General features: G+C 47.2%; 11 protein-coding genes. 8 read left to right on the top strand and 3 right to left on the bottom strand.

Annotated features, from left to right (window positions below; genetic code table 11):
• Window positions 1-13 precede the first annotated feature (13 nt).
• From FHW36_RS13565 to FHW36_RS13530, 8 genes are all read left to right on the top strand, one after another.
• The gene (locus tag FHW36_RS13565; RefSeq protein ID WP_145669703.1) at window positions 14-1147 is read left to right on the top strand and encodes a glycosyltransferase; all 1134 of its coding nucleotides are present in this window, start codon (window positions 14-16) and stop codon (window positions 1145-1147) included.
• A 45-nt stretch (window positions 1148-1192) separates the two neighbouring features.
• Window positions 1193-2218, top strand: a complete 1026-nt coding sequence (locus FHW36_RS13560) for a GHMP family kinase ATP-binding protein (RefSeq protein ID WP_145669700.1) — start codon at window positions 1193-1195, stop codon at window positions 2216-2218.
• Window positions 2219-2245: 27 nt separating this feature from the next.
• Window positions 2246-2821 carry a D-sedoheptulose-7-phosphate isomerase gene (locus tag FHW36_RS13555; RefSeq protein ID WP_145669697.1) on the top strand — a complete coding sequence of 192 codons (576 nt, stop codon included), beginning with the start codon at window positions 2246-2248 and terminating at the stop codon, window positions 2819-2821.
• Window positions 2818-3522 (top strand): nucleotidyltransferase family protein, encoded by a 705-nt coding sequence (locus FHW36_RS13550; protein WP_145669694.1) that lies wholly within the window; start codon window positions 2818-2820, stop codon window positions 3520-3522. Before FHW36_RS13555 ends, FHW36_RS13550 begins: the two co-directional genes overlap by 4 nt.
• 1 nt (window position 3523) lies before the next feature.
• Entirely contained in the window at window positions 3524-4045 is a 522-nt protein-coding gene (locus FHW36_RS13545; RefSeq protein WP_145669692.1) for a D-glycero-alpha-D-manno-heptose-1,7-bisphosphate 7-phosphatase, read from the top strand.
• 26 nt (window positions 4046-4071) lie between these two features.
• Complete coding sequence (locus tag FHW36_RS13540) at window positions 4072-5049, top strand: hypothetical protein (protein WP_145669689.1); 978 nt, start codon at window positions 4072-4074, stop codon at window positions 5047-5049.
• 101 nt (window positions 5050-5150) lie between these two features.
• The gene (locus tag FHW36_RS13535; RefSeq protein WP_145669686.1) at window positions 5151-5522 is read left to right on the top strand and encodes a VOC family protein; all 372 of its coding nucleotides are present in this window, start codon (window positions 5151-5153) and stop codon (window positions 5520-5522) included.
• A 10-nt stretch (window positions 5523-5532) separates the two neighbouring features.
• Complete coding sequence (locus tag FHW36_RS13530) at window positions 5533-5958, top strand: MarR family winged helix-turn-helix transcriptional regulator (protein WP_145669683.1); 426 nt, start codon at window positions 5533-5535, stop codon at window positions 5956-5958.
• Between the two features lie 47 nt (window positions 5959-6005).
• Here FHW36_RS13530 and FHW36_RS13525 read toward each other — a convergent pair whose 3' ends face one another.
• The 3 genes from FHW36_RS13525 to FHW36_RS13515 all read right to left on the bottom strand — a co-directional run bounded on the left by FHW36_RS13525 (window position 6006) and on the right by FHW36_RS13515 (window position 12447).
• A complete protein-coding gene (locus FHW36_RS13525; protein WP_145669680.1) occupies window positions 6006-7751 on the bottom strand; it encodes a RagB/SusD family nutrient uptake outer membrane protein in 1746 nt (581 codons plus the stop codon).
• Between the two features lie 26 nt (window positions 7752-7777).
• The gene (locus FHW36_RS13520; protein WP_222429071.1) at window positions 7778-11248 is read right to left on the bottom strand and encodes a SusC/RagA family TonB-linked outer membrane protein; all 3471 of its coding nucleotides are present in this window, start codon (window positions 11246-11248) and stop codon (window positions 7778-7780) included.
• 167 nt (window positions 11249-11415) lie between these two features.
• Window positions 11416-12447 (bottom strand): FecR family protein, encoded by a 1032-nt coding sequence (locus tag FHW36_RS13515; RefSeq protein ID WP_186452427.1) that lies wholly within the window; start codon window positions 12445-12447, stop codon window positions 11416-11418.
• Window positions 12448-12469 lie beyond the last annotated feature (22 nt).

Genomic DNA, 12469 nt, shown 5'->3' with positions numbered 1-12469 from the left:
GTAATTTGTAGCTATGTCCAACAAAAAGAAAATACTTATTTTAGGTACAGCCTATCCTTTCAGGGGTGGGCTGGCTGCTTATAACGAGCGGCTGGCAGAAGAACTGCAACAAACGGATGATGTGGAAATCTGGACGTTTACCGTTCAGTATCCCAAACTCTTCTTCCCTGGAAAAAGCCAGTTCTCCAGCGACCCTGCACCCACACATCTGCGGATTAAACGGCTCATTAATTCCGTTAACCCGCTTAACTGGTGGATCGTAGGCCGCAAAATCCGGAAAATGAACCCGGATATTATTATCTCCAAATACTGGTTGCCTATTATGGGGCCGGCGCTTGGCTCCCTGCTGAGACTGGGAAAAAGAAAAAATACTAAAGTCATCGCCGTGCTCGATAACGTGGTACCACATGAGAAACGCCCGGGCGACGTGGCTTTTACCAAATATTTCCTGAAACCGGTAGATGCCTTCATCGCCATGAGTCAGTCAGTACTCAACGACTTACGGGTGTTTGAACCTTCCAAAAAAGCATCCCTCATCCCCCATCCTATTTACGATAATTACGGCGCCCTGATCAGCAAGGAAACTGCCAGAGCGCAGCTGAAGCTGCAACCCGGCAAACGCTATATCCTGTTTTTTGGATTCATTCGCCAATATAAAGGGCTGGACCTGCTGCTGCAGGCCATGGCGGACGAGCGGCTCAAAAAACTGGATGTACACGCTATTATCGCAGGGGAATATTACGAAGATGCCACTCCTTACCTGGAATTACTCCAAAAGTTACAACTGGGCGACCGGGTACTGATGCATACCGACTTTATTCCCAATGAAGCAGTGAAAAACTATTTCTGCGCTGCCGACCTGGTGGTACAGCCGTATAAAAGCGCCACCCAAAGCGGGATTTCACAGATTGCCTATCACTTCGAAAAACCCATGGTAGTGACCAATGTAGGAGGACTCGTAGAAATGGTACCAGACGGTGTTGTAGGATTCCAGGCAGCACCTGACCCCGCCGCTATCGCAGCCGCTATCGAAAAATATTTTGTAGATAACCGCGAAGCAGATATGGTAGCCGCTCTTCAGAAAGAAAAACTGCAATATTCCTGGGCAAGGCTGGCCAAAGAAATCCATATTTTAGCAGGAAGCTGAAAGACCAGCCGTGCACATTGCACAACAAACATTTAAACAACAAAAATGATATACAGAAGTAAAGCACCATTACGTATAGGCCTGGCCGGTGGCGGTACAGATGTAAGCCCCTACTCGGACTTATACGGTGGCGCCATCCTGAATGCCACGATCTCTTTATACGCCCGCGCATCCATAGAACCACTCAGCAACGGGAAGGTGATCTTTGATTGCGCCGACAGAAGGGAAACAGCTATCTACGATGCCGTATATCCTTTACCGTTAGATGGCAAACTGGATATCCTGAAAGGGGTGATTAACCGGGTACAGAAAGACTATGGATCGTTGCCTGCCACGGGGTTTAAGTTGACCACCTTCGTAGACGCTCCTGCAGGATCAGGACTCGGCACCTCTTCTACCCTGGTAGTAACCGTGCTGGGCGCATTTGCCGAATGGCTGAAGCTCCCATTGGGAGAATATGATATGGCTCACCTGGCTTACTCTATCGAACGCGAAGATTTACAACAGGCTGGTGGTAAACAGGATCAATATGCCGCCACTTTCGGAGGCGTTAACTTCATGGAGTTTTACAAAGGCGACAAAGTAATTGTAAACCCGCTGCGTATCAAAGAAGTTAACCTGCATGAACTGGAAAATAACCTGGTATTGTTCTATACTTCTACCAGCCGTTTATCCTCCTCTATTATATCGGAACAACAGAAAAATGTTACTGATAAGAAGGATACTTCCATTGAAGCCATGCACCACCTGAAAGAACAGGCCGTAATGATGAAAGAAGCATTGCTGCGTGGTACCATTAATAAAATAGGTGAAATCCTGGACTACGGATTTGAGTATAAGAAGCAGATGGCACATGGGATCACCAATCCGCAACTGGATGAAATTTACGATGCTGCGCGCAAAGCAGGCGCCAGCGGCGGTAAGATTTCAGGTGCCGGCGGAGGAGGATTTATGATCTTCTATTGCCCGAAAAACACCCGCTTTGCGGTGGTAGACGCCCTGAGCAGTTTTGGCGGCGATGTAAAACGCTATACCTTTACGAATCACGGTATTCAAACCTGGAGTATTTAACGTTGCAACAATTCAAAAATCTGCCTGATGATAAAAGTTATTGATAAAATCCGGGAAAGCATTGCTGTGAAAGAAGCCATCTGCCAGGATGAGCGGTTGCTTAATACCATCAAACTGGTAGCAGATACCATCACACACAGCCTGCAAACCGATCATAAAGTGCTCTTCTGTGGCAATGGTGGCAGCGCTGCTGATGCGCAACACCTGGCAGCTGAATTTTCCGGCCGCTTTTATAAAGACCGCCAGCCTTTGTATGCAGAAGCGCTGCACTGCAATACTTCCTATATAACGGCAGTGGGTAACGACTATGGATATGACCAGGTGTATGCCCGCATTCTCCGGGGAATAGGCCGTCCAGGCGATGTACTCGTCGGCATTTCTACTTCAGGCAATTCCGCTAATATTCTCGAAGCAATTAAAGTGGCTAAGGAACAGGGAATGATTGTAGTGAGCATGACCGGCAGCACTGGTGGAAAAATGAAGGATAACAGCGATTACCTGATCAATATTCCTTCTACCGACACACCCCGCATCCAGGAAGCACATATCACCGTAGGACATATCATTTGCGAAATAGTGGAAACCAACCTGTTTGGAGAATGACCCAGGAATGTATTGTCCTCGCCGGAGGCTTAGGCACCCGCCTGCGTAGCGTAGTAGCCGACAAACCCAAGTGCATGGCTCCCCTTGGAGCACATCCTTTTTTATATTACCTGTTGCAATACCTGCACCACCAGGGTATTACCCATGCGGTATTATCCCTGGGATACCTGTCGGAGCAAGTGATTGACTGGTGCAATAGCATGGAGCTACCACTTCGTGTATCCTTTACCGTAGAACCGGAGCCCCTGGGCACCGGCGGTGGCATAGTACACGCCCTGCCCGCCATTACCGGCGAGGAAGTATTCATTGTAAATGGGGATACTTACTTCGACGTAAACCTGGCGGCATTGTACCAGTTTCACCAGGCGCAACAGGCGCCTCTTTCGCTGGCGCTGAAGCCTATGCAGCAATTTGACCGATATGGCAGCATCGAACTGGATGCACTGCAGAAGATCACCGCTTTCCATGAAAAACAATATTGTGAAAACGGGTTGATCAATGGAGGCATTTATCTTACCAGCATACATTTCCTGAAAAGCCTCGCTTTACCGGAAAAATTTTCCTTCGAGAAAGAAGTGCTGGAACCTGGCGTGGTGGCGGGACAATTGTACGGCTTTGTCAGCGATACCTATTTCATCGACATTGGTATTCCGGAAGATTATGAAGCGGCAAAAAAATACCTGGTAACTGCTAAACACTGATATGACTTTATTCCTCGACAGAGACGGCGTTGTAAATGATGAAATCAGGGACGGATACGTATTACGCCCTGACATGTTCCATTTCAGTGCAGGCGTATTAACGGCCATGCCTATACTGGCTAAGCACTTCGGCCGCATTATCCTGGTCACCAATCAACGTTGTATTGGCCGGGGGCTGTTGACAATAGCCGGTTTGCAGGAAATTCACACCCGGATGCTGCAGGAAATTGAAGCGCACCAGGGCAGGATTGATAAAATTTATTTCTGCCCGGATGTGGATAGCAATAGTCCTTGTCGTAAACCAGCTACCGGTATGGGCTTGCAGGCAAAACAGGATTTCCCGGATATCGACTTTCACCAGGCGGTGATGGTGGGTAATACCCTCAGCGATATGCAGTTTGGGAAAAGCCTGGGCATGAAAACTGTTTTCATTCCCTCTACCCGCCCCGAAGTACCATTTCCACATCCGCTCATCGACCAGCGATACGAAAACCTGTTGCAGTTTGCGCAGTCTGTACAATAATTCCCTTTCTGAACCGTATAATAGATATGGCAAAAAAATCACTCCTGTCAATTATCCTGCTCCTTATCAGCTTACTCATCTATGCACAGCAACCAGATGCTGCCGGCTTAAAACAGCTGAAGCGCGACCAGGATACCCTGCAGGCACTAAGCCAGGAAATCTTTAGCGGCAAAGGCGACGATGGCCGGACCAGGGCCACAGATGAGTTCATTCCCCTCCTGGTGCGGGCATTGAAAACAAAATATTCTTTCCGTTTCCGGTTCGATTCGCTGAAAACAGTATCCATTCAGTATCCACAGGATAGTACCTTCCGGATCTTTACCTGGGCACTTGAACATGAAAATGGCTTCTACAGGCATTTTGGGGCCATCCAGATGAATACGCCCGATGGAACACTCAAATTGTTTCCATTATTTGATGCCTCCGACTTTATGACTAATACCGACACGATTACCAACAACAAGTCCTGGTACGGTTGCCTGTATTACAATATCATTCACCGTCATTATTTCAACCAGGAGTTTTATACGCTCTTTGGCTGGGATGCCAATAACCCACGTAGCCAGAAGAAAATAATTGAAATGCTGACGTTTAAAAACGGTGTGCCGGTATTCGGCGGTCCCTACTTCAGCTTTGCAGAAGATAGCGCCCCTAAACCGGTCAGAAATCGTTTTATCATAGAATATAAAAAGGAAAGCACGGCCACATTGAACTATAATAAAGACCTGGATATGATCGTATTTGATCACCTGATATCCGAAACCAATGAACCCGGGAAAAAATATACCTATGTATCCGATATGGACTATGAAGGTTTTAAATGGGCAGCCGGTAAGTGGATGCATGTCGATAAAATCTTCCATGATGCCATTCCATTGGGAAAAGGCGCTCCTACTCCCCTGCCACTGGACCAGAAAAAGAAAAGCATGACCCAGCCTAAAAGTGCGGAAGACTATCTGGAACAACCAGCTCCGAAGAAACCGGCCCAAAAAAAGAAACAATAGGCAGCACCTCCATTTCTCAAAAAAAATAATTTATAAAAGAACAATCATTCGTTTATATTTGCACTTAAAAGAGCGAACATTCATTTATTATCTGTTTAAACATGCAATTAAATCACCTCAACCTCAGCGTGCAGGATGTGCCGGCAACACGCGCTTTATTCGAAACCTACTTCGACTTTACCTGTACGGACCCTAAACCCAACGATGCCCTTTCTGTTTTGAAAGGCCCCGACAACTTTGTGTTGGTGCTGATGCACCAACGTTTTAACGAGAAAGGCAATCACACTTACCCGGATACCTTTCACATAGGATTTTACCTGGATAGCCAGGCTGCTGTGAACCAGATGCACGAACGCCTGCTACAGGGCGACATCCCTGCAACACAAGCGCCGCAGTTCATGCGTAAAACCTATGGATTCTATTTTTTATTTGATACATTTTTGATAGAGGTTACTACACCTGTCAACGATTAAAAGCACTTTTATGCAACCCGACATTGCCCACAAACTTCCCATTGGCTGGTACCTGAAAGAAGCCGACAGCCTGATCACCGCCTTCACCAACGCTGCTTTTGAAACGCACGGCATTAACCGGTTTCACTGGCAGGTACTGAAAAGCATCGACAAACACGGAAAAATCAGCAAACAACTATACTATCACATGGTCGACAAGTTCCTGACCGTTGAAGAACTCGATGAGGTGATGGCTGCACTGGTGGCCCGGGAATGGCTGCAGCAGACTGAAGACCTGTATATGTTTACCGAAAAAGGGAAAACCGCTTATGCAGAAATAGCAGCCTTACAGGAAGAAAACCGGAAAAAAGTACTGGAAGGAACTACGGTGGAAGAATACCTGGCTACTATCCGTTTCCTGGAAACGATAATCACCAATATGGGAGGCAAAATTTAAAACGAATCAAGGCCGGAAGCAAATGCTCCCGGCCTTGATCATCGTTGTTATAGTCCATCATTCCAATTGGGATTCTGTGTCAGATTCCTGTTCAGCGTACGTTCCTGTATAGGTACAGGATACAGGTAATCACGTGTTTCGTTGAAGGTTTTACCGATATTCCGGTTTACAACAATAGCGCCTCCGGAGGTACCATTTTCCAGGTCTATTTCTGATCCCAGTTTCAGGTAAGCTGGTCCTTTCGGTCCTGTTGGTTTGGTGCCTTCATAGATCACGATATCCACTTTGCCGTCGTTATCCAGGTCAAATGAACCGGTGCCAGGGAAATACATGCCCTTAAACTGTCTGGTAAGCATCGTTCCTTCTTTCCAGCGACAGATATCATTCCAGCGGAAATTTTCCATTAGCAGTTCTATACGGCGCTCACGGCGGATCTCCAGGAGAACGCCACTGATATTTTTATTGCTGTAACGGGCAGCCTCATAAGGATCAGGATTGGCATTAGCTGCCGCCATATCCAGGCCAGGCATACCTACCCGGTTGCGCACTAACTTGATCGTCTGATCAAGATCGGCCTGCGTTAATTGCCCTAACTCTGCTTTCGCTTCAGCGTAGTTAAGTAATACTTCCGCATAGCGAAACACCGGCATGTCATTATCGTTCTTCACATAAGAATCCTGCGATTCGTCGGTCACATATTTGATCACCTGGTATCCTGTAACCGCGGCGCCAAAATCCGGCACCAGTTTATTGGTATTACCAATACGCGTATAACCAGGGGTGCGGATGGTTTGGGCTAACCGTGGATCGCGGCCCTGGCATTCCTGGAAAAACTGCATTTTATCATACCCTGGCTGATCCGTAAAACGGGTACCATCCTTCATCAGGTAACTGTTTACCAAACTCTTCTCCAGCCCCGGTTGTCCGTAGGAAGCAGTAATCGTATAGTAGTTGGCGTTATGATACAGTTGCAGTCCTGCACTATATTTCCTGCTCAAAATAATTTCATCCGGATTGGCATTCTTGGTAGCAAATAAATCGCGGTAAGCTACATTAGGGCTGCTGGTAAAAATACGATACTGTCCGCCGGCCATTAGCTGGGCAGCAGCATCTGCAGCGGCCTGCAGGAATTTGTTCTCATCCGGTAAATTGAATTCCTTGTGATACTTGCGGAAAGTGCCTTCAAACAAACCAATACGTGCTTTCAATGCCAGGGCAGTCCATTTAGTCACCAGCTCATTACTCTTAACACCATCCAATGACACAATTGCCGAATCAATATCTGCCATCACGGAATCCATTATCAGCTTACGCGGGTCCCTCGCTTTTTGCAGCAGCGCCTTGTCATTTACATCCAACGGAGTAGTGTACCAAGGCACATCTCCAAACTTTTTAACCATCTCAAAATAAAACCAGGCGCGGAAAAATTTAGCGGCGCCTACATACTTGCGGGTAGTGGAATAAGGCAACACCTTATTGCAATTGACCAGGAAATAATTGATTTTCCTCAACTCGGTCCAGGTCCATCCCCCACCGGTTACCGGCACCTGACGCTTGCCGGTGAGAAACTCAGAAGTGCTCGATTTTACCACATTGTCCATGTCTTCGTTGTAGATGCCCTCTGCATCCGGCACCATGGTATACATGGAGTTTACGTACAACCGTAAATCCTTTTCTGTTTTAAAGAAGTTATCGGGAGAAATTTTCGCCAGCGGGTCTCTGTCCATAAATTTATTACAGGAGCCGATCATCAGTCCCAGCAAGCATATGATAAGTAAGTTGATTTGTTTCATCGTCATTTCTTTTTCGTTGGTAAACATTAAAAACTGATATCCAGACCGGCAGAAAACGTTTTGCTGAAAGGATATACACGGCCATTCACATCTGTTTTAACCAGGTTAGGATCGGTGGTCAGCTGCTCCGGATCCAGGTACCTGCTTTTCAGCTTGGTGAAAGTGAGCAGGTTTTCTCCACTCAGGTAAATGCGGCAACGGGTAAGCTTAATACGTTTCAGCAAAGTCTCCGGCAGGGAATAACCTACTATCACGCTTTTCAAACGGATATAAGCCAGGTCCTGCATGTATTTATCGTTGTTCTCTTTTAATGATCCATTATCGTTCAGGGCGATATATCCTCTCAACCGCGGGAAATAGCTGTTGGGGTTTTCAGGGCTCCACAATTTATCGGCAAAATCTGTCGGAATAAAAGACATATACGGACGGGAGAAAGGTCCCCAGAACTTATCTGCGTTGGCGCCGGGATACCAGTTCTGATGGCCCACACCCTGGAAGAAGAAACTGAAATCAATACCATTCCAGTCTGCTCCACCCCGGATACCGAATGTATAACGAGGCAGCGAATTACCTACTATTTTCTGGTCACCATGATCTTCCAGTGTATTCTTTCCCTTGTTGATAATACCATCGCCATTGAGGTCCATAAACTTGAGGTCGCCTGCGCGGAGTTTACCCCATTCACCGGGAGCAGAGAAAATGTTATTACCTACCTGCGTCTGGTCTACTTTCCACTCGGCCGCTTCTTTATCTGACTGGAAATATCCGGCGATGCTGTAGCCCCAGATATCCCCTAAACGCTGACCGGTATAATAATCGCTCAGAATTTTGTTGGGATTATCGAAGCGGGTAATTTCTGCTTTAAAGTCAGCAACGTTAAATCCAACATTATAAGTAAACGCTTTGCCGGCTACCTTCAGTGAATTGCGCCAGTCTACGTTCACTTCCCAACCTTTGGATCTCAGGTCTGCTGCGTTTTCCCGGGGTTCTGAAGCGCCAAAAACACCAGGCAGCGTCATACCTTTGGTCAACATATCTTTGGTATTACGCACATACCAATCGAACGTTACATTCAACCTGTTGCGCAGGTAGCTCATATCTACCCCGAAGTTGGTGGAGTTGACCTTTTCCCAGGTAAGGCTGGGAGAAATAGGCGCAGGGAGGCTTACATACTGCGTACGTTTGCCTTCGGTGATATAACTTAAAGTACCCATTCCCATGATCGGGATATAAGGATAGTTGTTGTTACGCACGTCCTGGTTGCCCAATGCACCATAAGATGCCCGCCATTTGATATCGTTGATCACGTTCTTCACCGGCGCAAAAAACGCTTCCTCGCTCATACGCCATCCGGCAGATACTGAAGGGAAGAAGCCAAAGCGACGGGAAGAAGGGAAGCGGGAAGAACCATCATAGCGACCGTTAAATTCTACCAGGTACTTATCGGCGTAGCTATAGGCTGCACGACCGAAAGCGCCAAGCAACGCCAACTCCTGCCTGTCGCTGTTTACAGTAGCATCGCCGGTGCCCAGCGCCACTTCGTTCAAATCTTCTGATAGCACATCTTTCCGCTGCGAATACAACATGCGATACCGTTGTAATTCACCATTCACCCCGGCAGTAAGACTAAGGGAATGTTTGCCAAAACGTTTGTTATAATTGCCATACAGGTTTACCACCTGGTTGGTCCAGTTATCGTCTTGTTGCCACAGATCATCATTATTTACATAACTGATGATGCCCGGGAAAATAGACCAGGGAGAGGCTGTTTGCCGGTGATAGCTGTTGCCGTTAATGACTGTCAGTGAGTAGTTGGCATTAATATTAAAGTCGGGCGTAATTTTAAACACGGCTCCAACGGTATTAATCAGTTCTGTTTGTTTGGTAGCACCCTTGCTTTTACCATGCAGCAGATCGGCGTATATACCATCTCCGATGGTGTAGTTATTCAGCTCTGTACGATAGGTAGCAGTACCATCGGGATTTACGGGTACATATGACGGTAACGCGTGGACGCTTACAGAAACAAAGTTTCCGTTAACGGAACTGCCAGGATAGGTATAGTCGTTGGCATTAAACTGGGTGTTGCTGGTTAATGTCAGCCAGGGTTTTACTTCTGCTTCCAGCTTCGCGCGGAAGTTATAGGAATTATATACATCCTGCGAAATGCGCATCATCCCTTTCTTCTGATATACCCTGCCTGATACCAGGTAGTTGATTTTATCGGATCCGCCGCTTACGTTCAGGCTATGCTCCAGTGATGGCAGCTCATCGCGGAACATCGTATGCCACCAGTCGGTATTTCCGTAATAGATGTACATATCTTTCCCCTTGCGGTTCTGTATAACAACAGAAGGTAAAGTAGGATCTGTTTTTCTTTTCAGCAATTCGGCGTAGTCTTCATCGGTATAACCGGTGTAGGTTTTTCCCAGGGTAATTTTAAATGCTTCATCATTGAGCATAGCGGCATCATAGCCACTGGTAATAAAATTGGTGCTGGTAGTAGGCGTAGCCCAACCGTAGTTAGTGCCATAATTGATCTGCATTTTGCCGGACTTTCCTTTCCTGGTGGTTACCAATATCACACCAAACGCGCCACGGGCGCCATATATAGCAGCAGAGGAGGCATCCTTTAATACTGATACCGATTCAATATCCCGGGGGTTTACGGTATTGATGTTAGCAGGAATACCATCTATGAGTACCAGAGGAGCGCCACCGGAGATGGAGGTAAAGCCACGTATATTCAGTGAGGCGCTACCACCAGGGCGGCCGTCGCCAAAATTAATGTTCAGGTTAGGAATAGCACCCTGCAGGGCTTGTCCGAGGTTAGCTATAGGGCGGCTTTCGATGGCACTGGCATCGATCTGGCTCACGGCGCCGGTAAGGTTTACTTTCTTTTGGGTACCGTAACCTACCACCACCAACTCATTGATGCGGGCATTGCTGCTTTTCAGGGCGATGGTCAGAAAAGTATCGTTGGAAACAATCACTTCTCTTGTTTCGTAACCCACATACGATATCACCAGCACATCACCTGGCTTTACGGAAGCCAGCGTAAAGCCACCTTCCGCGTTGGTAACGTTACCGCGTTTGGTGCCCTTTAATGACACCGTTACACCCGGCAACGGCGTCTTACTCCCTTCGTCTATCACCTTTCCGTGCAGGCCAAACTCCTGTTCATCTTTATGATAAATTACCAGCAGGTCATTCACCTCGCGATACGCCAACGTGGTAGGCGCCAGCAGAGAATCCAGCAGTGCGTCTGCCGGGCGTACCCTTGTATCCAGCGAATCCATGTAGTAATTGTCGGCCTCTTTTGCATCGTAGATCAGGCGCAGGTGCGTTTGACGTGCAATCTGCTGTAAGATACGGTTAAGGTTAGTGCCGGTTACTTTAAGAGACACATTCTTTTTGAGAGATTGCCCCTCCAGGCTTTTGGCCCACAAAGACAAGCTTGCCACGGCCAGGCAGGTTGTCAGTAAACTTAGGCGCATAAGATAACGGATTGTAGAATTGCTTGCTACATTTTTCATAAATTTGAACAGTTTTTATGTTGAATTAAAAACACGCTGCCTCATCCGGTAATTAGCGTTACGGAAGGATTAGTCAGCAAAACAAGTGACCGGTTATGTTAGCGCATAGCCGGTTTTTTATTTATTAATTAATAGATGAAAAATTCATTGTTCTTCTTTTTGTAAGACAAACGATGTACAAGGCATATAGCGTCCAATACTTCAGTGATAGTATGACTCCTGGTAAAGTTGCCCGAAACGCGGCATTGCTGCGTGGCAGGTGAGCCCAGCCGGATACGGACCTGGTAGCGATTTTCTAATGCTTCTGCCACTTCTTTCATGGTATTCTGTTGAAATTCCAGCACGCCATCATACCAGGAAGTAATGCTATTTGCGGGCTGGAAAAAGGTGCGTATACTATTATGAACGGTATTAATTTCAACGCCCTGCTCCGGCTTCAGCTGCCGGGTACTGTCTGCTATGGATAAACCGGTGGCTACCTGTACCTTCCCGGTTTTTACTACTACTCTGATCGATTTAACGTTATCGGATATACGAATATTAAAAGAAGTACCTAATACGGTCGTCCTGGTTTTTGCCGCATGTACAATAAACGGATGGACGGCCAGTTGCTTCACCTGGAAAAAGGCCTCTCCGCGCTCCATATATATTTCCCGCGCTGCATGATCAAATGGAATGGTATAATACAGGCTACTCGCACGGTTTAGCATCACGATAGAACTGTCGGGCAGCGTCACTCTCCGGACAGCATCGGTGGCCACTACCCTCATCCGGTAAATGGTAACTGGCGCCGGCGTACTCACTGCTGCTACCGGAGGCCTGGTACGGGTGAAGGTACGCCCCCAGTAAAATAAAGCTCCCACACTGATAGCTACTACCAATACTGCCGCTATGCGCTGTAGCCAGGATAGTAACCGCCGCTCCCTTATTTCCGGGTATGCGGTAGTACCCACGGGCTTCTCTTCTGCGAGGGTATACCCATTCTGAATTCTCAGGTGTTGGAGCATATCCACACGGATTTCCGATAACTCATCGGCAGTCAGGTCTACCGGGTTATCCTCCGTAGCGGCCAGCCAGGCCTCAATCATCGCCTGGTCGACGGCACTGGCCTCTCCTTTCAGGTAACGTTCAACAATACTTTTAAATTCAGATGTACTCATGCTATAGTGAAGCATCTTAAAC

The organism is Chitinophaga polysaccharea (assembly GCF_007829335.1).
Lineage (GTDB): Bacteria > Bacteroidota > Bacteroidia > Chitinophagales > Chitinophagaceae > Chitinophaga > Chitinophaga polysaccharea_B.
This window is presented reverse-complemented; position numbering and strand designations above follow the sequence as displayed.

What these genes read in the sequence shown, in the direction of transcription:
- FHW36_RS13565 (WP_145669703.1), top strand. Translation starts at nt 14, where the DNA reads ATGTCCAACAAAAAGAAAATACTTATTTTAGGTACAGCCTATCCTTTC.
- FHW36_RS13560 (WP_145669700.1), top strand. Translation starts at nt 1,193, where the DNA reads ATGATATACAGAAGTAAAGCACCATTACGTATAGGCCTGGCCGGTGGC.
- FHW36_RS13555 (WP_145669697.1), top strand. Translation starts at nt 2,246, where the DNA reads ATGATAAAAGTTATTGATAAAATCCGGGAAAGCATTGCTGTGAAAGAA.
- FHW36_RS13550 (WP_145669694.1), top strand. Translation starts at nt 2,818, where the DNA reads ATGACCCAGGAATGTATTGTCCTCGCCGGAGGCTTAGGCACCCGCCTG.
- FHW36_RS13545 (WP_145669692.1), top strand. Translation starts at nt 3,524, where the DNA reads ATGACTTTATTCCTCGACAGAGACGGCGTTGTAAATGATGAAATCAGG.
- FHW36_RS13540 (WP_145669689.1), top strand. Translation starts at nt 4,072, where the DNA reads ATGGCAAAAAAATCACTCCTGTCAATTATCCTGCTCCTTATCAGCTTA.
- FHW36_RS13535 (WP_145669686.1), top strand. Translation starts at nt 5,151, where the DNA reads ATGCAATTAAATCACCTCAACCTCAGCGTGCAGGATGTGCCGGCAACA.
- FHW36_RS13530 (WP_145669683.1), top strand. Translation starts at nt 5,533, where the DNA reads ATGCAACCCGACATTGCCCACAAACTTCCCATTGGCTGGTACCTGAAA.
- FHW36_RS13525 (WP_145669680.1), bottom strand. Translation starts at nt 7,751, where the DNA reads ATGAAACAAATCAACTTACTTATCATATGCTTGCTGGGACTGATGATC.
- FHW36_RS13520 (WP_222429071.1), bottom strand. Translation starts at nt 11,248, where the DNA reads ATGCGCCTAAGTTTACTGACAACCTGCCTGGCCGTGGCAAGCTTGTCT.
- FHW36_RS13515 (WP_186452427.1), bottom strand. Translation starts at nt 12,447, where the DNA reads ATGAGTACATCTGAATTTAAAAGTATTGTTGAACGTTACCTGAAAGGA.